The sequence below is a fragment of the Mycobacterium sp. genome, from assembly GCF_965229265.1.
In the GTDB taxonomy this organism is placed as follows: Bacteria; Actinomycetota; Actinomycetes; order Mycobacteriales; family Mycobacteriaceae; genus Mycobacterium.
Genome location: NZ_CBDDIY010000011.1, coordinates 240,923 through 264,729 on the forward strand (window position 1 = coordinate 240,923; position 23,807 = coordinate 264,729).

22 protein-coding genes are annotated in these 23,807 nt (G+C 68.3%); 13 read left to right on the forward strand and 9 right to left on the reverse strand.

Annotated elements, in window-relative coordinates; genetic code table 11:
• The first annotated feature begins 25 nt into the window (after positions 1-25).
• Complete coding sequence (locus tag ADBZ9K_RS13610) at positions 26-1,201, forward strand: hypothetical protein (RefSeq protein WP_526621307.1); 1,176 nt, start codon at positions 26-28, stop codon at positions 1,199-1,201.
• On the opposite strand, the gene ADBZ9K_RS13615 is transcribed toward ADBZ9K_RS13610, so the two are convergent.
• The 4 genes from ADBZ9K_RS13615 to sdhC are packed head-to-tail and all read right to left on the reverse strand — an operon-like array spanning position 1,198 to position 4,627.
• Positions 1,198-1,974, reverse strand: a complete 777-nt coding sequence (locus ADBZ9K_RS13615) for a succinate dehydrogenase/fumarate reductase iron-sulfur subunit (RefSeq protein ID WP_526621309.1) — start codon at positions 1,972-1,974, stop codon at positions 1,198-1,200. The two genes, ADBZ9K_RS13610 and ADBZ9K_RS13615, sit on opposite strands and share 4 nt — an antisense overlap.
• The gene (gene sdhA / locus ADBZ9K_RS13620) at positions 1,974-3,728 is read right to left on the reverse strand and encodes a succinate dehydrogenase flavoprotein subunit (protein WP_526621311.1); all 1,755 of its coding nucleotides are present in this window, start codon (positions 3,726-3,728) and stop codon (positions 1,974-1,976) included. The genes ADBZ9K_RS13615 and sdhA overlap by 1 nt, the downstream gene beginning before the upstream one ends.
• Positions 3,729-3,746: 18 nt before the next feature.
• The gene (locus ADBZ9K_RS13625; protein ID WP_526621313.1) at positions 3,747-4,208 is read right to left on the reverse strand and encodes a succinate dehydrogenase hydrophobic membrane anchor subunit; all 462 of its coding nucleotides are present in this window, start codon (positions 4,206-4,208) and stop codon (positions 3,747-3,749) included.
• Positions 4,205-4,627, reverse strand: a complete 423-nt coding sequence (gene sdhC / locus ADBZ9K_RS13630; protein ID WP_526621314.1) for a succinate dehydrogenase, cytochrome b556 subunit — start codon at positions 4,625-4,627, stop codon at positions 4,205-4,207. The genes ADBZ9K_RS13625 and sdhC overlap by 4 nt, the downstream gene beginning before the upstream one ends.
• A gap of 184 nt (positions 4,628-4,811) precedes the next feature.
• Here sdhC and ADBZ9K_RS13635 point away from each other — a divergent pair, with 184 nt between their 5' ends.
• From ADBZ9K_RS13635 to ADBZ9K_RS13650, 4 genes are all read left to right on the forward strand, one after another.
• Positions 4,812-5,225 (forward strand): cytidine deaminase, encoded by a 414-nt coding sequence (locus ADBZ9K_RS13635; RefSeq protein ID WP_526621316.1) that lies wholly within the window; start codon positions 4,812-4,814, stop codon positions 5,223-5,225.
• Complete coding sequence (locus ADBZ9K_RS13640) at positions 5,222-6,526, forward strand: thymidine phosphorylase (protein WP_526621318.1); 1,305 nt, start codon at positions 5,222-5,224, stop codon at positions 6,524-6,526. The genes ADBZ9K_RS13635 and ADBZ9K_RS13640 overlap by 4 nt, the downstream gene beginning before the upstream one ends.
• Entirely contained in the window at positions 6,526-7,614 is a 1,089-nt protein-coding gene (locus tag ADBZ9K_RS13645; protein WP_526621320.1) for an adenosine deaminase, read from the forward strand. Before ADBZ9K_RS13640 ends, ADBZ9K_RS13645 begins: the two co-directional genes overlap by 1 nt.
• A gap of 142 nt (positions 7,615-7,756) precedes the next feature.
• On the forward strand, positions 7,757-10,918 hold the full coding sequence (locus ADBZ9K_RS13650; protein ID WP_526621322.1) for an MMPL/RND family transporter: 3,162 nt from the start codon (positions 7,757-7,759) through the stop codon (positions 10,916-10,918).
• Positions 10,919-10,942: 24 nt separating this feature from the next.
• Here the strand turns inward: ADBZ9K_RS13650 and satS are convergent, their stop codons facing one another.
• Positions 10,943-12,208 carry a protein export chaperone SatS gene (gene satS / locus ADBZ9K_RS13655; protein ID WP_526621324.1) on the reverse strand — a complete coding sequence of 422 codons (1,266 nt, stop codon included), beginning with the start codon at positions 12,206-12,208 and terminating at the stop codon, positions 10,943-10,945.
• 44 nt (positions 12,209-12,252) lie between these two features.
• Here satS and ADBZ9K_RS13660 point away from each other — a divergent pair, with 44 nt between their 5' ends.
• Positions 12,253-12,828: a YdcF family protein gene (locus tag ADBZ9K_RS13660; RefSeq protein WP_526621326.1), complete on the forward strand. Its 576-nt coding sequence runs from the start codon at positions 12,253-12,255 to the stop codon at positions 12,826-12,828.
• Positions 12,829-12,850: 22 nt separating this feature from the next.
• Positions 12,851-13,474: a uracil phosphoribosyltransferase gene (upp, locus tag ADBZ9K_RS13665; RefSeq protein WP_526621328.1), complete on the forward strand. Its 624-nt coding sequence runs from the start codon at positions 12,851-12,853 to the stop codon at positions 13,472-13,474.
• On the opposite strand, the gene ADBZ9K_RS13670 is transcribed toward upp, so the two are convergent.
• Complete coding sequence (locus ADBZ9K_RS13670) at positions 13,475-15,067, reverse strand: phospho-sugar mutase (protein WP_526621329.1); 1,593 nt, start codon at positions 15,065-15,067, stop codon at positions 13,475-13,477.
• Positions 15,064-15,507 (reverse strand): MarR family winged helix-turn-helix transcriptional regulator, encoded by a 444-nt coding sequence (locus tag ADBZ9K_RS13675; protein ID WP_526621330.1) that lies wholly within the window; start codon positions 15,505-15,507, stop codon positions 15,064-15,066. Before ADBZ9K_RS13675 ends, ADBZ9K_RS13670 begins: the two co-directional genes overlap by 4 nt.
• 86 nt (positions 15,508-15,593) lie before the next feature.
• Between ADBZ9K_RS13675 and ADBZ9K_RS13680 the strand changes: the two genes are divergently transcribed.
• On the forward strand, positions 15,594-16,706 hold the full coding sequence (locus ADBZ9K_RS13680; RefSeq protein ID WP_526621332.1) for an AbrB family protein: 1,113 nt from the start codon (positions 15,594-15,596) through the stop codon (positions 16,704-16,706).
• Here the strand turns inward: ADBZ9K_RS13680 and ADBZ9K_RS13685 are convergent.
• Positions 16,625-17,410 (reverse strand): purine-nucleoside phosphorylase, encoded by a 786-nt coding sequence (locus ADBZ9K_RS13685; RefSeq protein ID WP_526621334.1) that lies wholly within the window; start codon positions 17,408-17,410, stop codon positions 16,625-16,627. The genes ADBZ9K_RS13680 and ADBZ9K_RS13685 overlap by 82 nt on opposite strands.
• Positions 17,411-17,447: 37 nt before the next feature.
• Between ADBZ9K_RS13685 and ADBZ9K_RS13690 the strand changes: the two genes are divergently transcribed.
• From ADBZ9K_RS13690 to ADBZ9K_RS13705, 4 genes are all read left to right on the forward strand, one after another.
• Complete coding sequence (locus ADBZ9K_RS13690; RefSeq protein WP_526621335.1) at positions 17,448-18,629, forward strand: M20 family metallopeptidase; 1,182 nt, start codon at positions 17,448-17,450, stop codon at positions 18,627-18,629.
• The gene (locus ADBZ9K_RS13695; RefSeq protein ID WP_526621337.1) at positions 18,626-19,795 is read left to right on the forward strand and encodes an amidohydrolase; all 1,170 of its coding nucleotides are present in this window, start codon (positions 18,626-18,628) and stop codon (positions 19,793-19,795) included. The genes ADBZ9K_RS13690 and ADBZ9K_RS13695 overlap by 4 nt, the downstream gene beginning before the upstream one ends.
• A complete protein-coding gene (galE, locus tag ADBZ9K_RS13700) occupies positions 19,795-20,751 on the forward strand; it encodes a UDP-glucose 4-epimerase GalE (protein ID WP_526621339.1) in 957 nt (318 codons plus the stop codon). The genes ADBZ9K_RS13695 and galE overlap by 1 nt, the downstream gene beginning before the upstream one ends.
• Positions 20,752-20,865: 114 nt before the next feature.
• A complete protein-coding gene (locus ADBZ9K_RS13705) occupies positions 20,866-21,753 on the forward strand; it encodes a type IV toxin-antitoxin system AbiEi family antitoxin (protein WP_526621341.1) in 888 nt (295 codons plus the stop codon).
• A 59-nt stretch (positions 21,754-21,812) separates the two neighbouring features.
• Here the strand turns inward: ADBZ9K_RS13705 and ADBZ9K_RS13710 are convergent, their stop codons facing one another.
• Positions 21,813-22,292 carry a gamma-glutamylcyclotransferase family protein gene (locus ADBZ9K_RS13710; RefSeq protein ID WP_526621343.1) on the reverse strand — a complete coding sequence of 160 codons (480 nt, stop codon included), beginning with the start codon at positions 22,290-22,292 and terminating at the stop codon, positions 21,813-21,815.
• A 99-nt stretch (positions 22,293-22,391) separates the two neighbouring features.
• Here ADBZ9K_RS13710 and ADBZ9K_RS13715 point away from each other — a divergent pair, with 99 nt between their 5' ends.
• A complete protein-coding gene (locus ADBZ9K_RS13715; protein ID WP_526621345.1) occupies positions 22,392-23,807 on the forward strand; it encodes an NAD(P)H-quinone dehydrogenase in 1,416 nt (471 codons plus the stop codon).

A 23,807-nucleotide genomic window follows, 5' to 3' on the forward strand; every position in this document is an offset into this window, starting at 1 on the left:
GACATCCCCCAGATAGGAGCCGGCAATGCGAATCAGGAATCGGTCGTTGGTCACGTCGGGGATGGCACTTGCCAGTGCCGCCGCGATCGTGGCCGCCACACCGACAATCGTGTCGGGGGCGGGCTCCGCCATCGGGGGAACCGGCACCGATCTCCGGGTGTCGGCCGACAACGTCGAACTGACCGCCCTGGCCGACATCACCGTGAAAGGGATTGTCGACGCGTACTGGAGCGGATGGGGTGGCTACATCGGCCCGGTCAACGGAAAGCCGGACAAGTACTACCCCAACATCAACGCCACCGGCACGAGTCCGGTGTATGTCTCCGGGGCTTCCGGCGTCGCCTACTACGTCATCGACGAGGCGTTGGATCAGTTCGGATCCGTCAATCTGGATAACTACTTCTTCGAGACGGGCGCCTACTTCGGCACCGGGAAGGCGACCGCGGGCAGCGCCGCGGGTGCGTTGATCTACGTCGGCAGCAGTGAACTCTTCGGCGACAAGTCGCCGATTGCCCAACTGGCCAAGGCGGTCTTCTACTACGGGATCACGCCGCTCACCCAGTCGACGATCCTCCAATTGGCCACACTGGTCCCCACCGCGACGATCGGGCCGGTCAAAGTCGGCGGCGGGATCCTGGCCAGCCTGTACTTCACCGGCCAGACGCCCGACGGGCAGTACAGCTTCGGATCTGCCGGGCTCCCAGCCGTTCTCGGCTACGTCACCACGTCGATCTCGGATGCGCTGCCCAAGCCCGGTGCCGCCGTGGTGCCCGGCGCGGCCACCAAACAGCTCACCGCCGCCTCAACCGACGACACCGTCGCGAATGCCGTCGAGGCCCCCGCCCATGCCTCAGCCCCGACCCCCGCCCCAGCCCCGTCCTCAGCCCCGGCCGCCGACTCGAAGCCCGAGCAGACCAGCGCCACCGCGGTCACCGATCCCGCGCCCGTGGCAAAGGCGGCACCGAAGCCCACGGCCTCAGCCGGCCGCAAGGATGCCCCGACCACGCCCGACAACCCGACCAGCCCGACCGGCGCCGGGACCAAGCGCGGCACCGGCGGCTTCAAGGCGTCGCCGCACAGCACCGCCGCCGCGGCGTCCGATGGTGCAGAGTCCAAGTCCGGCAGCGACACTCACGCCGCCGCGGCGTCCGATGGCGGAGAATCCAAGTCCGGCAGCGACACTCACGCCTCCGGCGGCTAGCGCGCGAACATCAACGCGCGCTTGACTTCCTGGATCGCCTTGGTCACTTCGATGCCGCGCGGGCAGGCGTCGGTGCAGTTGAACGTGGTGCGGCAGCGCCACACCCCGTCGACGTCGTTGAGGATGTCCAGCCGCTCGGCCGCACCCTCGTCGCGGCTGTCGAAGATGAACCGGTGGGCGTTGACGATCGCGGCCGGCCCGAAGTAGGAACCCTCGTTCCAGAACACCGGGCAACTCGTGGTGCAGCACGCGCACAGGATGCACTTGGTGGTGTCGTCGTAGCGGGCCCGGTCGGTCGGGCTCTGGATCCGCTCCCGGGTCGGGGCGTTGCCCGAGGTGATCAGGTACGGCTTAACCGCGCGGTAGGCGTCGAAGAACGGCTCCATGTTGACCACCAGGTCCTTCTCCACGGGCAGGCCGCGGATCGGTTCGATGGTGATGGTCAGTGGTTTGTTGTTCTTCGGCAGCAGATCGCGCATCAGCACCTTGCAGGCCAGCCGGTTGACACCGTTGATCTTCATCGCGTCCGACCCGCACACCCCGTGCGCGCATGAGCGGCGGAAGGTCAGCGTGCCGTCCAGATAGCTCTTGACGTAGATCATCAGGTTCAGCAGCCGGTCGCTGGGCAGGCACGGCACCCGGTAACTCTGGAAGCCGGCGCTGTCGGGATCCTCGGGGTTGAAGCGCGCGATCTTCAGTGTCACCATCACCGCGCCGTCCGGGATCGGCGGAAGGGCGGGTTCCCGGGTGTCGACCTCTGGCGAAATCGTCATCAGTATTTGCGCTCCATCGGCTCGTAGCGGGTCTGCACCACCGGCTTGTAGTCCAAGCGGATGTCGGAAAGCAGGTCATGGCCTTCCTTGTAGGCCATGGTGTGCCGCATGTAGTTGGTGTCGTCGCGGTTGGGGTAGTCCTCCCGGGCATGCCCACCGCGGGACTCCTTGCGGTTGAGCGCACCGACGACGGTGACCTCGGCCAGCTCCAGCAGGAAGCCCAGCTCGATGGCCTCGAGGAGGTCGCTGTTGTAGCGCTTGCCCTTGTCGTGCACCGTGATCCGGGCGTAGCGCTCCTTGAGCGCGTGGATATCGGTCAGCGCCTGCTTGAGTGTCTCCTCGGTGCGGAACACCGCGGCGTTGTTGTCCATCGACTGCTGCAACTCAGTGCGGATGTCGGCGACCCGTTCGTTGCCGTGCTCACTGAGGATGTCGGCCACCCAGTCGACCACCATGCCGGCCGGGCTTTCCGGCAGATCGACGAAGTCGTGACCGAGGGCGTAGTTGGCGGCCGCGATACCGGCGCGGCGGCCGAACACGTTGATGTCCAGCAGCGAGTTGGTGCCCAGCCGGTTGGCGCCGTGTACCGACACACACGCGCACTCGCCGGCGGCGTAGAGGCCCGGCACGGTCGTGGTGTTGTTGCGCAGCACCTGCCCGGTGATGGTGGTCGGGATGCCCCCCATGACGTAGTGGCAGGTGGGGTAGACCGGCACCAGTTCTTTGACCGGGTCGACGCCCAGGTAGGTGCGGGCGAACTCGGTGATGTCGGGCAATTTGGCCTCGAGCACGTCCTCGCCGAGGTGGCGCACGTCGATGTAGACGTAGTCCTTGTGCGGGCCGGCGCCGCGGCCTTCCAGTACCTCCAGCACCATCGAGCGGGCGACGATATCGCGCGGGGCCAGGTCGACGATGGTTGGGGCGTAGCGCTCCATGAACCGCTCGCCCTCGCCGTTGAGCAGTCGGCCGCCCTCACCGCGCACCGCCTCGGAGATGAGGATCCCGAGTCCGGCCAGACCTGTCGGGTGGAATTGGTGAAACTCCATGTCCTCCAGGGGAAGTCCCTTGCGGAAGATGATGCCCAGTCCGTCACCGGTCAGGGTGTGGGCGTTGGAGGTGGTCTTGTACATCCGGCCGGATCCGCCGGTGGCGAAGACGATCGCCTTGGCGTGGAAGATGTGGATGTCACCGGTCGCGAGCTCGTAGGCGATGACGCCGGTGGCCACCGGACCGCTCGGCGTCTCGGTGAGCGCGATGTCGAGTGCGTAGAACTCGTTGAAGAACTCGACGTCGTGTTTGACGCAGTTCTGGTAGAGCGTCTGCAGGATCATGTGGCCGGTGCGGTCGGCGGCGTAGCAGGCCCGGCGCACCGGGGCCTTGCCGTGGTCACGGGTGTGCCCGCCGAACCGGCGCTGGTCGATCCGGCCCTCGGGGGTGCGGTTGAACGGCATCCCCATTTTCTCCAGATCCAGCACCGCGTCGATGGCCTCCTTGGCCATGATCTCCACGGCGTCCTGGTCGGCCAGGTAGTCGCCACCCTTGACGGTGTCGAAGGTGTGCCACTCCCAGTTGTCCTCTTCGACGTTGGCCAGCGCGGCACACATCCCGCCCTGGGCGGCACCGGTGTGGGACCGCGTCGGGTACAGCTTGGTCAGCACCGCGGTGCGCACCCGCGGGCCCGCCTCGACGGCGGCCCGCATACCCGCTCCGCCTGCGCCGACGATGACGACGTCGTACCGGTGTTCCTGAATCATGTTCGCCCCTGCGAGCTTCTAGGAGATGTTCGGATTGAAGGTGAGCAGCACGTAGGTACCCACCACCAGGACGATGAGAATCGAGATCGCCAGCAGCGAGTTCAGCCAGAAGCGAGTCGAGTCCTTACGCGCGTAGTCGGCGATGATGGTGCGCATGCCGTTGCCGCCATGCAACTGAGCCAGCCACAACAGCAACAGATCCCAGGTCTGCCAGAACGGTGAGGCCCAGCGCTGCGCGACGTAGTTGAAGTCGATGCGGTACACCCCGCCGTCCCACATCAGTCCGATGAACAGGTGGCCCAGCGCCAGGAAGATGAGCACCACCCCGGAGAAGCGCATGAACAGCCACGCGTACTTCTCGAAGTTGGGCATGCCGCCCCGGCGGCGCGGGGTGCGCGGGTTGTCCAGACCGGCCGGGCGGTCGTGGCTGCGTTCCAGGATTGGCGCGGGCGGCCCGAGCCGGCTCTCCGGCGCGCTCACAGGAACCGCTCCGCCATGTGCATGCCGATGATCACCAGCGACGGCACCATCACCAGCAGCCAGACCGCGGCGACACCCCAGAGCATCTGTCGCTGATAGCGCGGCCCCTTCCACCAGAAGTCGATGAGGATGATCCGTACGCCGTTGAGCGCGTGATAGAGCAGCGCCGCCACCAGCCCGATCTCCATGAGGCCGACGATGGGGGTCTTGTAGGTCTCGACCACCTCGTTGTATGCCTGCGGGCTGACCCGGACCAACGCGGTGTCCAGCACGTGGACGAACAGGAAGAAGAAGATCGTGGCGCCGGTGATCCGGTGCAACACCCACGACCACATGCCGGGGTCGCCGCGATAAAGGGTGCGCCGTCGCCGGAGCGACTTGTCGCGCGGGGCCGGCACGACCGGTGCCGCTGTACTCATCAGCGCCTCCAACGCACGTCGATGGACGTTTTGGGTGGACTCTAACTCCGTTTGTACTGTCGGAAGAATTACGGTGCAGGGACAAGATGCGGTGAGCCGGTCGATCCGGTCGGTCTGGCCGCGGTCCAACAGGCGGGGCGAGGCGGCTGGTGAATGCATTCAGTACGGGCGCGGAGAGCAAACCATGACAATCGAAATTGACTGGAAATCCCTGCGTGACAGGGCAATTGATTCATCGCGGCACGCCTATGCGCCCTACTCGCGTTTTCCGGTCGGGGCGGCCGCGCTGGTCGACGATGGCCGGATCGTCGCCGGGTGCAATGTGGAGAATGTCTCATATGGCTTAGGTCTCTGTGCCGAGTGCGCGGTGGTCTGCGCGCTCGTCTCAACCGGTGGTGGACGTCTGCTCGCCCTCGCTGTCGTCGACGCCACCGGTGCCGCTCTCATGCCGTGCGGGCGGTGTCGTCAGCTGCTGCTCGAACACGGCGGGCCGGAGCTTCTCGTCGACCACGCGCACGGGTCGCGCCGGCTGGCCGACTTGCTGCCCGAGGCCTTCGGCCCCGCCGATCTGGCCCGGGTACACGGGGAAATGCCGTGACCCAGTTCACATTCGATGCGCCGACCGTCATCAGGGCCAAGCGTGACGGCGGCCGGCTCTCGGCCGGTGCCATCGACTGGGTGATCGACGCCTACACCCACGGCGGCGTGGCCGACGAGCAGATGTCGGCGCTGCTGATGGCGATCTTCCTGCGGGGGATGGACCGCGACGAGATAGCGCGGTGGACGACGGCGATGATCGCCTCCGGGGAGAAGCTGGACTTCGGTGATCTGCGCCGCGACGGCCGGCCGCTGCCGACGGTGGACAAGCACTCCACCGGGGGAGTGGGCGACAAGATCACCATTCCACTGGTTCCGGTGGTCGCGGCCTGCGGCGCCGCGGTCCCCCAGGCCGCCGGGCGCGGGCTCGGGCACACCGGCGGCACGCTGGACAAACTGGAGTCGATACCGGGGTTCACCGCCGAGATCCCCAAACATCAAGTGCGCCAGCAACTCTCTGAGATCGGTGCGGCAATTTTCGCCGCCGGCGAGCTCGCGCCCGCGGACCGCAAGATCTACGCGCTGCGGGACGTGACCGCAACGGTGGAATCGTTGCCGCTGATCGCCAGCTCGGTGATGAGCAAGAAGCTGGCCGAGGGCGCGGCGTCGCTGGTGCTGGACGTCAAGGTGGGGCGCGGGGCGTTTCTGAAGACCGAGGCGCAGTCACGTGAACTGGCGGCCACCATGGTCGAGCTCGGCCTCGCGCACGGGGTGCCGACGCGGGCATTGCTGACGGATATGGACATCCCGCTGGGCCGGACCGTCGGCAACGCACTCGAGGTGGCCGAGTCGCTGGACGTGCTGGCCGGCGGGGGGCCACCCGACGTCGTCGAACTCACGCTGCGGTTGGCCACCGAGATGCTGGAGCTGGCCGGAATCGACGGGTGCGATCCGGCCCAGACGTTGCGCGACGGCACCGCCATGGACCGCTTCCGCGCCCTGGTCGCCGCCCAGGGCGGCGATCCGGACGCGCCGCTGCCGATCGGTTCCCATTCCGAGACCGTGCCGGCACCCCGTGGCGGCACAATGGGGGACATCGATGCGATGGCGGTGGGGTTGACGGTATGGCGGCTCGGCGCTGGCCGGGCCCACCCGGGTGCGCCGGTGCAGTTCGGCGCCGGGGTGCGGATTCATCGCCGCCCGGGCGAGCCGGTCGCGGCCGGCGAGCCGCTGTTCACCCTCTACACCGAGACACCCGAGCGGATCCCCGCCGCGATGGCCGAGCTCGACGGTGGCTGGAGCGTCGAGGACACCCCGCCGGCCGGATTTCCCCGGCCCCTGATCATCGATCGGATCGGCTGATGACGACACCCCTGACACTTCCGATGATCCATCAGGCGCCCAAGGCGCTGCTGCACGACCACCTCGACGGCGGGCTGCGCCCGGCCACGGTCCTCGACATCGCCGGCCAGATCGGTTACGACGAACTCCCGGCCACCGATGAGGCCGCGCTGGCGGACTGGTTCCGCACCGCGGCGCACAGCGGCTCATTAGTGCGTTATCTCGAGCCCTTCGCCCACACCGTCGCCGTCATGCAGACCCCCGAGTCGCTGCATCGGGTGGCCTTCGAGTGTGTCGAGGACCTGGCGGCCGACAACGTGGTCTACGCCGAGGTGCGGTTCGCCCCGGAATTGCACATCGACGGGGGGCTGTCGCTGGACGACGTGGTCGATGCCGTGCTGGCCGGCTTCTCCGACGGCGAGAAGGCCGCGTCCGCCGAGGGCCGCCCGATCGTGGTGCGCTGTCTGGTGACGGCCATGCGGCACGCCGCGAGATCACGGGAGATCGCCGAGCTGGCGATCCGGTTCCGCCACCAGGGTGTGGTGGGGTTCGACATCGCCGGCGCCGAGGCTGGCTACCCGCCCACCCGTCACCTCGACGCCTTTGAGTACATGCGTGGCCACAACGCCCGTTTCACGATCCATGCCGGGGAGGCGTTCGGCCTGCCCTCCATCCATGAGGCCCTGGCATTCTGCGGGGCGGACCGGCTGGGCCACGGCGTTCGGATTGTCGACGACATCGAGGTGCTGCCGGACGGGTCGGCCCGGCTCGGCCAGCTGGCCGCGATCCTGCGCGACAAGCGCATTCCGCTGGAGATGTGCCCGAGCTCCAATGTGCAGACCGGCGCGGTGGACAGCATCGCCAGCCACCCCTTCGACCTGCTGGCGCGGCTGCGGTTCCGGGTCACCGTGAACACCGACAACCGCCTGATGAGCGATACGACGATGAGCCAGGAGATGCTGCGCCTCGTCGAAGCCTTCGGCTACGGATGGAGTGATCTGGAGCGGTTCACCATCAACGCGATGAAGTCGGCGTTCATCCACTTCGATGAACGGCTGGCCATCATCGACGAGGTGATTAAGCCGCGCTACGCGGTGCTCATCGGCTGAACCAAGGTTGCCGAATCATGCCGACGTGCCGCGCGTTGCCCGCCGTGGGCGCGTACGATCCCGAACCAGGGTGCGTTGCCAACATTTGCCGCGCCCACGTCGTGATACGCGGATGGGTATCCGCGCGATGTAACTTGGTGTGATGTCCAAGCGCGCCATCTTCAGGGGCGTGTCAGCACATCGGCTCTTTACCGCCCTGGGGCGGACGATCGTCCGGCACCCACTGGTCGTGATTGCGGCTTGGCTGGTGCTGGCGGGGGCCCTGATGGCCCTCATCACCCCGTTGGGGGTCGTTTCGGCGCGTAACCCACCGGCGTTCCTTCCCAAGGACGCTCCGGTGCTGCTGTCGGCCCAGAAGATGCAGGAGGCCTTTCACGAGGCAAACGCGGGCAATTTCGCTGCAGTCATCCTCAGTAACGAAAACGGACTGACGCCCGCCGACGAGGACACCTACCGGCGGATCGTCGACAAGCTCAAAGCCGACACCAAGAACGTCACATCGCTCCAGGATTTCGTGCACATCCCGGAACTCAAAGAGGTGATGACCAGCAAGGACAAGAAAGCCTGGAACCTGCCGGTCAGCATGGCCGGCACGATGGGCGCCCCGGACGGCCAGGTCTCGTATCGCGCCGTCATGAAGATCGTCGACGACGAGAGTAAGAATTCGTCGCTGAAGGTGAACGTGGTCGGCGGCGCGTCGACCATCGAGGACTTGGCCGTCATCGGTGCGCGTGACCAGCACATGATCGAAATCGCGACGGTCGGACTGGTGTTCACGATCCTGGTCATCGTCTATCGCAGCCTGCTGGCGATGCTGATGCCGTTGATCACCATCGGAATTTCGTTGGTGGTGTCGCAGCAGGTGGTGGCCGGCCTCGGCGAGCTGGGGCTGGGGCTGGGCCCGCAGACCATGATGTTGATGACCGGAATGATCATGGGCGCGGGCATCGACTATGGGGTCTTCCTATACAGCCGCTACCAGGAGCTCACCAAAACGGGGATGGGCTCCGACGATGCCCTGGTGGAAGCGCTGAGCTCGATCGGCGAGGTGATCGCTGGTTCGGCGGGCACCGTCGCGATCACGTTCCTCGGGATGTCCTTCACCAAACTGGCGATCTTCTCCACCATCGGGCCGGCCCTCGCGGTGACGATCGCGGTGGGATTTCTGGCCTCGATCACCCTGCTTCCGGCCTTCATCGTGATTGCCGGGCGACGGGGATGGATCAAACAGCGGCGCGACATCACCGGCCGGTTCTGGCGGCGCTCCGGTGTGATGATCGTGCGCCGGCCTGTGCTCCTGCTGGTGACGAGCTTGCTCATCCTGGGCGGGCTCGCCTCCACCACGATGCTGATGAAGTTCAACTATGACGACCGCAAGACCTTGCCGCGCGACTCCGCGAGCAACCGCGCCTACGAGGTGATGGACAAACACTTCCCGATCAGCAGCACGCTGCAGCAGTTCCTGTTCATCCAGTCGCCGAATGACCTCCGCACCCCCAAGGCGCTGGCAGACATGGAGCAGATGGCCGAGCGGATTGCGCAGCTGCCCGACATCGACATGGTCCGCGGTATCACTCGGCCGACCGGCCAGGTGCTCGAGCAGGCCAAGACCACCTACCAGGCCGGTGAGGTGGGCACCAAGCTGGGCGACGCGTCCAACCTGATCTCGTCCAACGAGGGCAACTTGAGCCTGCTGTCCGGGGGCGCCGGGAAGATGGCCGACGTCCTGGGGCAGATCCGCACCCAGGTGGTGGGATCGATCGCCAGTGTCCGCGGGTTGACCAGTGCGCTCGACGCGATGTCGCAGAAGTACGGCGGGTCCAAGACGCTGGACCAGATCGACAAGACCGCCTCGCTGGTGACCAACATGCGGTCCCTGGGCGATGCACTCGGGCTCAGCATTCTGCGGGTCACCAGCATCAGCGACTGGGCCACGCCGATGGTCGACGCGCTGAACGTCAGCCCGCAGTGTGATGCGGATCCGGCGTGTGTGAGCTCCCGCTCCGACCTGCAGAAGATCGTCGATGCCAGCAACACCGAAGCCGTGAAGTCCGTCGAGGCCTTTGCCCGTGAGCTGTCGGCGACCGAGGGATCGCAGAAGCTCGACGAGTCGGTCCACGCGCTGAGCCAGAACCTGCAGAAGGCCACGGCGGCCGCGCGTTCGCTCGGCGTGGGTCAGCCGGGCGGGGTGGAAAAGAGGCTCAACGAGGCCGTCCTCGGCGTCAATCAGCTCGCCGATTCCAGCCGCCAGCTAGCGCTTGGCGTGCAGGCCCTGGTCGATCAGACCCGGACCCTGGGTGCGGGCCTGGATCAGGCATCGGACTTCCTGCTGGCGATGAAGCGGGAGGCGGCCGACCCGCCCATGTCGGGTTTCTACATCCCGCCGCAGGTGCTGACCATGGACGAGTTCAAGAAGGCTGCGGCGTTGTTCGTCTCCGAGGACGGACATTCGGCGCGCTACCTGATCCAGACGGCGCTCAACCCGTTCAGCATCGCGGCGATGGATCAGACCAAGACGATCGTCAACACCGCGAACGACGCCCGGCCCAATACCGAGTTGGCTGGTGCCGAGATCTCGATGGTCGGGTACTCGTCGATCAACGCCAACGTCCGCGACTTCTACGACTCCGACTTCGTCTACATCTTGGTCATGACGCTGGTCGTGGTGTTCCTGATCCTGCTGGTGCTACTGCGGGCGATCGTCGCACCCCTGTATCTGGTGCTGTCCGTGGTGCTGTCCTACGGGGCCGCGTTGGGCATCGGCGTCGTGCTGTTCCAGTTCATCCTCGGCGAGGAAATGGCCTGGGGCGTACCGGGAATCGCATTCATGGTGCTCGTCGCGGTGGGCGCCGACTACAACCTGCTGCTGATTTCCCGCATCCGCGACGAGGCCAGATACGGTGTGCGCTCGGCGGTCATCCGCACCGTCGGCGCGACCGGCGGGGTGATCACGTCGGCTGGTCTGATCTTTGCGGCGTCGATGATGGCACTGACCGTCAGCAGCATTCTCACCGCGGCACAGATCGGCTTCGTCATCGGTGTCGGGCTGTTGCTGGACACCTTCCTGGTGCGGACTCTCACCGTGCCGGCGGCCTGTGTGCTGGTCGGTGACGCCAACTGGTGGCCGTCCAAGCCGCCGCGGGTCAAGTTGGAGGCCGCGCGGCGGGCCGCCGCGGCCGAAGCATCCGCCGCCGAAGCATCCACGGCACCCGTTGCGGTCCTCGACAAAGCGGCGGTCGACGTGGACGTCGAGTCCGTCTGGGAAGGGGAGGGCGGGGCGACGCTCGACGACAGGGAACGGTGAGTCGACTACACCGCCGCTGTGGCGCTACTCGCGGCGCAGCCGCGACTCGACGAACCGCTCGAGTTCTTCCCATTCCTTGACCGCGGCCGCGTACGGGGCGGCGGGCCGGGAGTTCTCGTCGGGCTCCAGCGCGTAGTTGACCAGCTTGCCCAGCGCGCTGTCCTCGGCCAGTAACCGGTCGACGGTGTCCTCCTCGGAGTACTCGCCGACATCGCGCACCAGCTCGACAGCCAGGTCGAGCTGGTCGCGGTCGACGGCGTCGGGTCCATCGGAGATGTCATCGGCGAGTCCGGTGAGCACGTAGATGTTGTCCTCGGTGACCTCGACCCGCAGCGATCCGTCGGTGGCGGCGGTCCGGATGTCGTCATAGGTGCTCAGGTCGGACAGGTCGTGGTCGTGCTCGTCGGCCAGGTAGCGGGCCAGCGCGCGCTCCGAGCCGAAGACGCTGATCCGTCCGTTGCGGCCCAGGAAGATCGGCCGGTCGTCGAAGTAGCAGCGCAGCGTGTAGAGCGTTCCCGACCCGGTCATGATCCGCACCGGGTCGATGCCGACCTCGGTCCAGAACTCCTCGTCGCTGCCGAGCACCACCTGCCGTTGCCGGGCGGGCTCGGCGACAGCCTCGGACTCGTCGCCTTCGCCGTCGGCCTCGTCCTCGTCCTCGATGGCCTCGGGCTCGGGGGTGTCGTCCTCGAACGGCTCCTCAAGCTCCTCAGCGGCCAGTGCGGCGGCCTTCTGGTCGACCTCCGGGGTGGTGACGACCTCGTCGATCGCGGTCAGCACACCGTCCCACCCGCGGGCGACAATGTCGCCGATCATGCTCCAGCGCTTGAGCCCGGCCTTGCCGCTGAACTGCTCGAAGCCGCCGGACACCAGGCCGAGGTTGGGGTTGCCGTTGAAGAACCGGGTCACCGTGGGCAGCTCGCACACCGAGCCGATCGAGGAGACCACCGCCAGCGTGTTGGCCAGGGCGGTCACCGATTCCTCGGTGGGCTTGTCGGCCAGGAGTTCCTCGACCGCGATCAGGTCGACCTGCCGATCCTCGGCGGGTGCGAGCTTGTGCGCGTTGGCCTTGGTCAGGGCGTCCCACGCCGGGTGGTCGACCAGGTCGTTGTCGGTGTTGGTGCGCACGAACGCGGCCAGGTCGGCCACCGACTCGAACGCGTAGAGGTCCTCGTCCTTGCCGAGGAACGCCTCCCACTCGTCGCCGCCGTCGCGCCACCGAGGCGCCCACAGGGTGTACAGGTCACCAGCGGTCACACTCATGCGGACCGGAACGAGCTCAGCAGCCATGCCGCACAGCCTAACGACGCATGCTGGCCGGTAACCTGCCCCCCGTGGGCAGGCCCGGTCGAGCGCTGGTGATGGTGGCGGTGATCTGCACGGGAATCGTCGCAACGCTGGGCGTGGCCGGCTATTTCCTGTTCACCCGTCCGCATGTCGACCCGCTGAGCAGAGCCGACGCGATCATCGTGTTGGGCGGGGAGAACGACGGGCGCCTGCAGTACGGCCTGAGCCTGGCGCAGCAGGGCTACGCCGCCACCGTGGTCTTGTCCAACTCCTATGACGACAGGAGCGAGACGGACAAGGCCGAGTATCGTCGAGCCTGCGCCGCCGGCACCGCGGTGATCACGGTCATCTGCTTCACACCGGATCCGTACACCACCCGCGGCGAGGCGATGTTCACCGCCCGGCTTGCCCAGCAGCACAACTGGACCCACGTGATCGTGGTGTCCTGGAACTATCACATGGTCCGCGCCCGCTACATCTTTCATCAGTGCTTCGACGGCGCCGTCACCATGCGGCCGGTGCCGCGTGGCTACGACTTCGCGCTGCCGCGCTGGGCGCTGCAGTATGCCTATCAGTACACCGCGTTGGTCAAAGCGTTCGTGCTGGGCTGCGATCGGCCCTGAGACCTCACTACAGTCTCTGCGCATGGATGTGTGCGTGATCGACCACCCGCTGGCCGCGGCACGGCTGACCACCCTGCGCGACGAGCGCACCGACAACGCCGCCTTTCGCGCCGCGCTGCGCGACCTGACCCACATGCTGGTCTACGAGGCCACCCGGGACGCGGTCTGTGAAGAGATCACGGTGCGCACCCCGATGGCCGACACCATCGGCACCCGGCTGGCCCGGCCACCGCTGCTGGTGCCGGTGCTGCGGGCGGGTCTGGGCATGGTCGACCAGGCGCACGCCTTGATCCCCGAGGCGCAGGTCGGCTTCGTCGGCGTGGCCCGCGACGAGACCACGCACACCCCGACGCCGTATCTGGAATCACTGCCCGACGATCTGAGCAGCCAGCCGGTCATCGTGCTCGACCCGATGCTGGCCACCGGCGGATCGATGGCCTACACGATCGGCTTGCTGCACAGCCGCGGCGCGGTGGACATTACGGTGGTCTGCGTGGTGTGCGCCCCGGAAGGCATTGCCGCGCTCGAACGGGCGGCTCCGGAGGCCAGGTTGTTCACCGCCGCCGTCGACGACGGCCTCAACCACATCGCCTACATCGTGCCCGGCCTCGGCGATGCCGGTGACCGCCAGTTCGGCCCGCGCTGACTACCAGCTGCGGGCGATGTCGAGCAGTTGCGCCTGCAGGGCGGCCGCGCGACCGCGTGCATCGGCCAGCCCGTCGGTGACGGAACAGCGAGACTCGCTGTAGCACTTTACTTTTGGTTCGGTTCCCGACGGTCGTACCACCAGCCGTATCGAGGTGTGCTGATCGCCGCCGGTCAGGATCAGCGCGTCGGCATGCTCGGCGGCACCGACCGGGAACCCGGCCAGCTGGGCGGGTGGCCGGGTGCGCAGCCGGTCCATCATCGCAGCGGCCTCCTCGGCGCTGCCGACCCGTCGCGACACGGCCGCGGTGGTGTACACGCCGTGCCGCAGCGCCAACCGGTCCAGCGCCGCAAGTACCGAATCACCCTGCGCGCCAAACGCCGCCACCAGGTCACAGGCCAGCACCGCGGCGCTGATCCCGTCCTTGTCGCGGACGGCCTTCGGGTCGACGCAGTGGCCGATCGCTTCCTCGTAGGCGTAGACCAGCGAGCACCCCGGTAGTCCGGCGTCTGCGCGGGCCAGCCATTTGAACCCGGTCAGGGTCTGCACGTGGTGGGCGCCGTGGTCGGCGGCGATCGCGGCCAGCAGCTGGGACGAAACCATGCTGCTGGCCACCACGCTGGTGGCCGCGTGGCCCGGGGGCAGCGTTGTCAGGATGTAATCGCCCAGCAGCCAACCGGTTTCGTCACCGGAGAGCATCCGCCACCCGGACGGGGTCCGAATACCGACGGCGCAGCGGTCGGCATCGGGATCCAGTGCGACGGCGATGTCGGCATCGACGGCGGCGGCCAGTTCCAGCACCGCGTCGGCGGCCCCCGGTTCCTCCGGGTTGGGGAAGGTCACCGTCGGGAAGTCGGGGTCGGGACGGAATTGGCTTGCCACGGTGTGAACATCGTCGAACCCGGCAGCGTGCAACGCGCGCAGCGCGAGCTCACCACCGACACCGTGCATGGCGGTCAGCGCTACCCGGGCCGTCCCCCGCGACGTCCGCCGCACCGTCGCCGCGCGCTCGATGTAGGCGTCCACCAGCGCATCGCCGGCCGGGCGGACCTCCCGGCGGGCGATCTGGTCGGCGGGTGGCGCGCCGGCCATTGCCGCCTCGATGTCGCGGTCGGCGGGCGGGATGATCTGCAGGCCGCCGTCGAGGTACACCTTGTAGCCGTTGTCGGCGGCGGGGTTGTGCGAAGCGGTGATCTGGACCCCGGCCGCCGCACCGGTGTGCCGGACAGCGAACGCGACGACCGGCGTGGGGACCGGGTGTGTCCAGGTGATCACCGAGAAGCCATGCGCGGCCAACACTTCGGCCGCCGCCGCGGCGAACTCCGCCGAACCGTGCCTGGCGTCGCGGCCCACCACGACGCTCGACCCGCGCTGGCCGCGTTCGGTGAGCACCTGAGCCACCGCCCAGCTGGCGCGCAGCACCACCGCCAGGTTCATGGCATCGGGGCCGCCGCGCACCGGACCACGCAGCCCGGCGGTGCCGAACGTCAGCGGCCGGGCGAAGCGGGCGGCCAGTTCGGCGTCGTCGAGGGCGGCTAGCTCGGCGGCCGTGACCGGATCCGGGTCGTGGGCGATCCAGTCGTCGGGCGTCACGGCACCGATTGTGCCCCCCGATCGGCGTCGGCGAGTTTGCGTAGCACCGGCGCGGTGAGCATCAGCAGGTTGACCTCGAGCTCGGTGAGGTGGTCGCGCATCGTCTGCTGTAGCCAGGCGTCGCGTTGTGCCCGGTCCTGCATCAGCAGTTCCATGCCGTCGGCGGTGAGCTCGACCAGCTGGCGCCGTCGATCGGTCTCATCGGGACGGCGAGAGAGCAGCCCGCGGGCCTGGAGTTCGTTGATGCTGTCGGTCAGCGACTGCACCCGCACCTGCAACCGGGCGGCGATTTCGGCGGGTGTGGTGACACCAGCCCGGCTCACATCGCCGACGATCTCCAGCTGGCTGAGGGTCAGCCCATGGTCGGGGCGGTGCCGCCGAAGCTGACGGGCCAGCGCCATCAGGGCTTCCCGGAGCTCGGTGGCCGCGGCTGAACTCATATTCCAAGTTATACCTTACTAATAAGTGAGCCAGGTCGCTTAAAACGCGCGTGACAGCGCCATAATTACAAGGGCATACTTGCTATATGCGATGGGCGCTGCTGGTACTGATGACGATCGGGGTCACGGTGCCGCTGGACCTCCTCGGCGTTCCATCGGCCGCATTGTTCGCCGCTCTCCTGGTCGGCGTCGTGCTGGCGGTCGCCCGGTTGGCGCCCCGCGGTGTCCCGCGCCGCGCGGGCCTGGCGGCCCAGGGCGTCCTCGGGGTCTACATCGGCACCATGGTGCACTCCGATGCGCTTGCCGCGCTCGGCCCGAATTGGCCCATCGTGGTGGGCGTCGGCGTGGCCACCTTGCTGCTCAGCATCGGTGCCGGCGCTTTGCTCGGTTTGCACCGCGACGTCAGCCCGCTCACCGGAGCCCTGGCCCTGGTCGCCGGTGGGGCCTCCGGGCTGGTGGCGATCGCCCGCGAGCTCGGCGGTGACGACCGCGTCGTCGCCGTCATCCAATACCTGCGGGTCGCGGTCATCACCGCCGCGATGCCGGTGGTCGTCACCCTCGTCTACCATGCCGACCGGTCACACGCCGGCGTCGGGGGACCCCAAACCGCTTCTGCCCCTTGGTACGTGAGCATGGCGATGATCGTGGCCCTGGTGGTGACCGGCTCGCTCGCCGGCCGATTCGCCCGGCTGCCCGGCTCGGGTCTGCTCGGCCCGATGGCGCTGACGGTCGTGCTCGAACTCGGCGGTTGGTCGTTGGGGCTGGCCGTGCCGGACCTGTTGGTCTCGGCCTCCTACATGCTGATCGGCTGGCAGGCCGGGGTGGCGTTCACCCGCGAGTCTCTGCGCGCGATCGAACGGCTCCTGCCCGCCGCGCTGGGTTTGATCGTGCTGCTCAACGTCGCCACGGCCGGCCTGGGGGTGGCGCTATCGAAGATCACCGGGATCAGCATGCTGGACGGCTACCTGGCCACCAGTCCCGGCGGCATCTACGCCGTGCTGGCCACCTCGGTGGAGACCGGGTCCAACGTGACGTTCATCGTGGCCGCGCAGGTGCTTCGGGTGCTGTTGATGCTGTTCGCCGCGCCGCTGCTGGCGCGCGGCATGGTCTGGTTGACCTACAGGCGAGCCAACAGCGAGGCCAGCAGCGAGCCCATCGCGGTCGCCGACGCCCGACCGGCGGCCAGCACCTCGTCGTGACTGAGTGGCTCGCCGGTCATCCCGGCGGCCAGGTTCGTCACCAGCGAGATCCCCAGCACCGCGGCCCCGGCGGCGCGCGCGGCGATGGTCTCGTTGACCGTCGACATGCCGACCAGGTCGGCTCCCAGGGTCCGCAGCATCCGGATTTCGGCCGGGGTCTCGTAGTGCGGGCCGGGCAGTCCCGCGTACACGCCCTCGGTCAGGCTCGGGTCGACCGCGCGGGCCAGGGCACGTAACCGCGGCGAGTACGCGTCGACCAGGTCGACGAACTGCGCGCCGACCAGGGGCGAGCGGGCCGTCAGGTTGAGATGGTCGCTGATCAGCACCGCCTGTCCGACCTGGTACTCCGGGCGCAGACCCCCGGCCGCATTGGTCAGCACCACGACCTCGGCGCCCGCGGCCCGCGCGGTGCGCACCGGATGGACGACGTCGCGCAGGTCGTGGCCCTCGTAGGCGTGGATGCGGCCCAACAACACGAGCACGTTGTGCGAGCCGAGCGGCACCGACAGCACCCGGCCGCGGTGGCCCAGCGCGGACGGGGGAGTGAAGCCGGGAATCGACGACATCGGGATCTCGGCGGCCGGGGTGCCCAACGCGTCCGCGGCGGGTGTCCACCCCGATCCGAGGACGACGGCGACGTCATGGCGTGCCACCCCGGTGCGCTCGGCGATCACCGATGCGGCGTGTTCGGCGTCAGGACTCACAACCAGCGAGCCTATCGGTGAGTGCGATACTTCGTGGATGCCTACAGCCACCGCGTCGGCCCGCGTCGAGGACGTGGTGGCGGCGCGGCGCGGCGATCTGATCGAACTATCCCACGCGATCCATGCCGAACCGGAGCTCGCCTTCGACGAGTACCGCAGCTGCGCCAAGACCCAGGCGCTCGTGGCCGAGCGCGGTTTCGCGATCAGCGCGGCGCCGGGCGGCCTGGCCACGGCGTTTCGCGCCGACTACGGATCCGGGCCGCTGGTCGTCGGGATCTGTGCGGAGTACGACGCCCTGCCGGACATCGGACACGCGTGCGGGCACAACATCATCGCCGCCTCGGCCGTCGGGACGGCGCTGGCGCTGGCGGAGGTGGCCGACGAACTCGGCCTCACCGTGGCCCTGATCGGAACTCCCGCCGAGGAGTCCGGTGGCGGCAAGGCCCTGCTCATCAATGCGGGGGTGTTCGACGACGTCGCGGCCGCGGTCATGCTGCATCCCGGGCCGATCGACATCGCCGCCGCCCGCTCGCTGGCGCTCTCGGAAGTGACCGTGACCTACACCGGCCGCGAGTCGCATGCCGCCGTCGCGCCCTACCTGGGTGTCAACGCCGCCGACGCGGTGACCGTGGCCCAGGTGGCGATCGGGCTGTTGCGCCAGCAGATGGCCCCCGGCCAGATGGCTCACGGCATTGTTACCGAGGGTGGATCGGCCACCAACGTGATCCCGGGCCGGGCCAAGCTCCAGTACACGATGCGGGCCACCGACAGCACGTCGCGGCAGGCGCTGGAGGCCAAGATGCGTGGATGCTTCGCGGCGGGCGCGGTGGCGACCGGCTGCGAGTATGAGATCGCCGAAGCCGCTCCGCCGTACGCCGAACTGGCCCCAGACCCGTGGCTGGCCGAGGTGTTCCGCGAGGAGATGGTGCGGATGGGCCGCAGTCCGGTGCCAGCCGACCTCGAGGCGGCGATGCCGTTGGGCAGCACCGACATGGGTAATGTCACCCAGCTGCTGCCGGGTATCCACCCGGTCGTCGGCATCGAATCGGGAGGGGCGGTCATCCACCAGCTCGGTTTCACCGCCGCGGCGGCCGGCCCGAGTGGCGACCGCGCGGTTACCGAAGGCGCGATCATGTTGGCGCGCACGGTCGTTCGGCTGGCTCAGGCAGCCAGTGAACGCGACCGGGTGCTCGAGTTACGGGACCGGAGACGCGGATGAGTCTCGCCGATACGGCCGAGTCGTGGCTGGCCGCCCATTTCGATGATCTGGTGGAGTGGCGCCGCCACATCCACCGCTACCCCGAGCTGGGCCGCCAGGAGTTCGCCACCACCCAGTTCGTCGCCGATCGGCTGGTGGAAGCCGGACTCAACCCGAAGGTGTTGCCCCGCGGTACCGGCCTGACGTGTGACTTCGGGCCGGAGCATGCGCCCCGGATCGCGTTGCGCGCCGATATGGATGCGCTGCCGATGGCCGAGCGCACCGGCGCGCCGTACAGCTCGACCATGCCCAACGTCGCCCACGCCTGCGGCCACGATGCGCACACCGCGATGCTGATCGGTGCGGCGACCGCGCTGGCGTCGGCGCCGGAGCTCCCGGTCGGCGTGCGGCTGATCTTCCAGGCCGCCGAGGAGCTGATGCCCGGGGGCGCGATCGACGCCATCGCCGCCGGCGCACTGGTGGGAGTCGAACGGATCTTTGCGCTGCACTGCGATCCGCGGCTGGCGGTGGGCCGGGTGGCGGTCATCCCGGGCCCCATCACCTCCGCGGCGGACTCGATAGAGATCACCCTGCGGTCCCCGGGTGGGCATACCTCGCGCCCGCATCTCACCTCCGATCTGGTGTACGGCATGGGCACGTTGATCACCGGACTGCCGGGTGTGTTGTCCCGGCGGGTCGACCCGCGGCACAGCACCGTGATGGTGTGGGGTGCGGCCAACGCCGGGGTCGCCGCCAACGCGATCCCGCAGGCCGGCACGCTGGCCGGTACCGTGCGCACAGCCAGCCGCGAGACCTGGGTGGGTATGGAAGACCTTGTGGGCGAGATCGTTTCGGGGCTGTTGGCGCCGCTGGGTATTGAGCATTCGCTGCAGTATCACCGCGGCGTGCCGCCGGTGGTCAACGAGGAACGCTCGACGCAGATCATGACCCACGCCATCGAGGCCGTCGACCCCGAAGCGCTGGCCGACACCCGGCAGTCCGGCGGCGGCGAGGACTTCTCCTGGTATCTCGAGGAGGTGCCCGGCGCGATGGCCCGGCTGGGCGTGTGGAGCGGCACCGGAGCGCAGCTCGACCTGCACCAGCCGTCCTTCGACCTCGACGAACGGGCCCTGGCGGTCGGGGTCCGGGTCCTGGTCAACATCGTCGAACAGTCCGCGGAATTCTGATGAGACTCCTGGTTACCGGCGGCGCCGGTTATGTCGGCAGTGTGTGCGCCGCCGTGCTGCTGGAGAAGGGCCATGAGGTGGTCGTCGTCGACGACCTTTCGACCGGCAACGCCGACGCAGTGCCGGCCGGGGCGCAGTTCGTGCACGACGACATGGTTGAGGCCGCGCCGCGGTTGCTGGCCGACCGACCCTTTGACGGGGTGCTGCACTTCGCGGCGAAGTCGCTGGTGGGGGAGTCGGTGGCGGCGCCGGAACGCTACTGGTACGGCAACGTCGTCAAGACGCTGGATCTGCTGGAGGCAATGCGCGCCGCCGGCACGCCGCGGCTGGTGTTCTCCTCGACCGCGGCGACCTACGGGGAGCCGGAGTCGGTGCCGATCACCGAGGACGCCCCGACCCGGCCCACCAACGCCTACGGCGCCACCAAACTTGCGATCGACCACGCGATTACCTCTTATGCCGCCGCCCATGGGTTGGCCGCCACCAGCCTGCGGTACTTCAATGTCGCCGGTGCCTACGGTGGCCTCGGTGAGCGCCATGGCACCGAGACGCACCTGATTCCGCTGGTGCTGCAGGTGGCCACCGGTCAGCGGCCCGAGATCCTGGTGTTCGGCACCGACTGGCCCACACCGGACGGCACCTGCATCCGCGACTACATCCACGTCCGCGACCTGGCCGATGCACACCTGCTCGCGTTGCAGACCGCGCAACCGGGCGAACACCGGATTTACAACCTGGGCAACGGGACCGGCTTTTCGGTGCGCGAGGTGATCGCCTGCTGCGAGCGGGTCACCGGCGCCCCGATCGCGGTGCGTGATGTCGAGCGGCGGGCCGGTGACCCGGCCGTGCTGATCGCCTCCAGCGCGAAGGCCGTCACCGAGCTGGGCTGGCAGCCGCGGCACACCAGCATCGACGAGATCGTCGCCGACGCATGGGAATTCACCCAGTCCCTCTGATCGCGAGCGTGCGTGTCTGTACAGTGACACGCCGCCCTACCGGACAGTTCGCGCACGCTCGCTATCCACAGCAGTGACTTTCCCGGCCGACTGCGGGCCTGCACCATCGGCTGCATGGATCACGAGCTTGCCGCCCTCTTCGAGGACCAAAACGGGGTAGCGACCAGTGGTCAGCTGCTCGGCCTCGTCAGCCGACGTCAGCTCGAGGCGATGCGGGAATCAACTGCGTTACAAAGGGTGTGGCGAGGTGTCTACAGCCGCGGAATGCCGGACGACGAGGTGCGGCTCAGCGGTCTCGATCTCCTGTGCGGTGAGAAGGTGGCGATCTGCTTGGGCACTGCTGCTCGGGTCTACGGGTTCGACACCGAGCGAAGAGCCGAGCTGCACGTGCTCAATCCTGTTGGGCACCAGCTGCGACCAGCTGTCGGCCTCGTTGTGCACCGCCGCGACGGCGCTCCGCTGATCGAGGTATCAGGTCGGCCGGCGACGGCCCCGGCGTGGACGGCCGTCGAGGTGGCGTGCTCATCGCGCCGCCCGCGGGCGCTGGCCACTCTGGATGCCGCGCTGCGCTCAGGACGCTGCGACGTCGCGGAGCTGGCCCGAGCCGTCCTGGCGCAGCGCGGACGACGGGGCATCGTGAAGGTTCGCGACCTCCTGCCGCTTGCCGACGGTCGAGCGGAATCGCCGATGGAAAGCGAGGCCCGGCTGGTGATGATCGACGGGGGCTTGCCTGCCCCGGTGCTGCAGTACGAGCTCGTGGATGGGCGTGGGCGATGGCGCAGGCTCGACTTCGCGTGGCCGCAGCACAGGGTTGCCGCCGAGTACGACAGCGGTGAATGGCACGTCGGGGCCGAAGCGCTGCGGCGCGACCGCGAGAAGTTGGCCGCGCTTCAAGACCTCGGATGGATGGTCGTGCCGATCGTCGCCGACGACGTTCGCCGCCGGCCGGATGCGTTGGTCAACCGTCTCCATGCTCACCTGCGTGCGCGCGAGTGTGCGTGAAGTGCCCGCTGCGACGGCGTGTTGGCGTGCAGACACGCACGCTCGCGAGTGGGCGCTAACTAGCCGCCGTGGCCGGGCCCGATATTGCGGGCCGGGCGGGTGCGCAGGTCGTGCACGTACTCAGCCGGTGCGCCGGCGATCTCGGCGGCGTCGGCCATCACCCCGAGGTAGCGCGCCGAGGGCAGCCCGCCCTCCCAGGCGTCCAGCACATACAGCCAGGCGAGCACGGGATCGGTTGTGGTGTCGGTGGATTCGCATTCGATGCGGCACCTGATCTTCTTGTGGAAGCCAAGCTCCGAACCTTCCCATCGGTCCAGGTTCGTCTCGTCGGCCGAGGTCATGTCGTAGAGGACCACGAACACCTTGGAGTCCGGGTCTTCGACGAGGGTCGCCAGCGCGCCTTCCCAGCCGATGTCCTCGCCGGCGAAGGTCAGCCGCCAGCCGTGCAGCCAGCCGGTCCCGGCCATCGGGGAATGCGGTGCGCGTTCCAGCATCTGCTCGGGATGCATATTGGACCCGTAGGCGGCGTACAGCGGCACGGGGAAAGCCTAGAGCGTCCCCTAGTCAGGAGCGCAGCGACTCGGGTGATTCGTTCAGTGGGGAGGAGCACACCTGCTCGGTCCACTAGATTGGGCCGCGTGACGACGCGGATCGTGATCATCGGTGGGGGGCCGGCCGGCTACGAAGCCGCTCTAGTCGCCGCGGGGCGGGGCAGGGACGTCGCCGAGGTCACGGTGGTGGACTCCGACGGCATCGGCGGCGCGTGCGTGCTCTTCGACTGCGTGCCCTCCAAAACCTTCATCGCCTCCAGCGGCGTGCGCACCGAGCTGCGGCGCGCTGCCGGCCTCGGCTTCGACATCAGCATCGACGACGCGAAGATCTCGCTGCCCCAGATCAACAACCGCGTCAAGACCCTGGCCCGCTCGCAGTCCGCTGACATCGGGAGCCAGCTGCTGCGGGAAAAGGTCAACGTCGTCGCGGGGCGCGGCGAGCTGATCGACGATGTGCCCGGGATGGCGCACCACCGTGTGAAAGTCACCACACCCAATGGTCAGGTGGGGGTGCTCAAGGCCGATGTGGTGCTCATCGCCACCGGTGCCAGCCCGCGGGTGCTGCCCAGCGCGGTGCCCGACGGCGAGCGGATCCTGACCTGGCGTCAGCTCTATGACCTCGACGAGCTGCCCGAACACCTGGTGATCGTGGGCTCAGGTGTGACGGGTGCGGAGTTCTGCAACGCCTACACCGAGCTCGGAGTGACGGTCACGGTGGTGGCCAGCCGCGACCAGATCCTGCCGCATGAGGACAGCGACGCCGCCGCCGTGCTGGAGGAGGTCTTCGCCGAACGCGGGGTGACGCTGGTCAAGAACGCGCGAGCCGACTCGGTGCTGCGCACCGAGGACGGGATCGTCGTCAGGATGGCCGACGGCCGCACCGTCGAAGGCAGCCACGCCCTGATGACCGTCGGCTCGGTGCCCAACACCGCGGGTCTGGGTCTGGAGCGGGTCGGCATCGATCTGGGCCCCGGCAATTACATCCCGGTCGACCGGGTGTCCCGGACGGCGGCCGCCGGCATTTATGCGGCCGGCGACTGCACCGGGCTGCTGCCGCTGGCCTCGGTCGCGGCGATGCAGGGCCGCATCGCGATGTATCACGCGCTGGGTGAAGGGGTGGCCCCGATCCGGCTGCGCACGGTGGCCTCGGCCACCTTCACCCGCCCCGAGATCGCCGCCGTCGGGGTGCCGCAGACCGCGATCGACAACGGCACGGTGCCCGCCCGCACCCTGATGCTGCCGCTGACCACTAACGCGCGCGCCAAGATGTCGCTGCTGCGCCGCGGCTTCGTCAAGATCTTCTGCCGGCCGGCGACCGGGGTGGTCATCGGCGGTGTGGTGGTGGCCCCGATCGCCTCCGAACTGATCCTGCCGATCGCCCTGGCGGTGCAGAACCGCATTTCGGTGACCGACCTGGCGCAGACCCTGTCGGTGTACCCGTCCCTGTCGGGATCCATCGTCGAGGCCGCCCGTCGTCTGATGGCGCACGACGATCTCGACTAG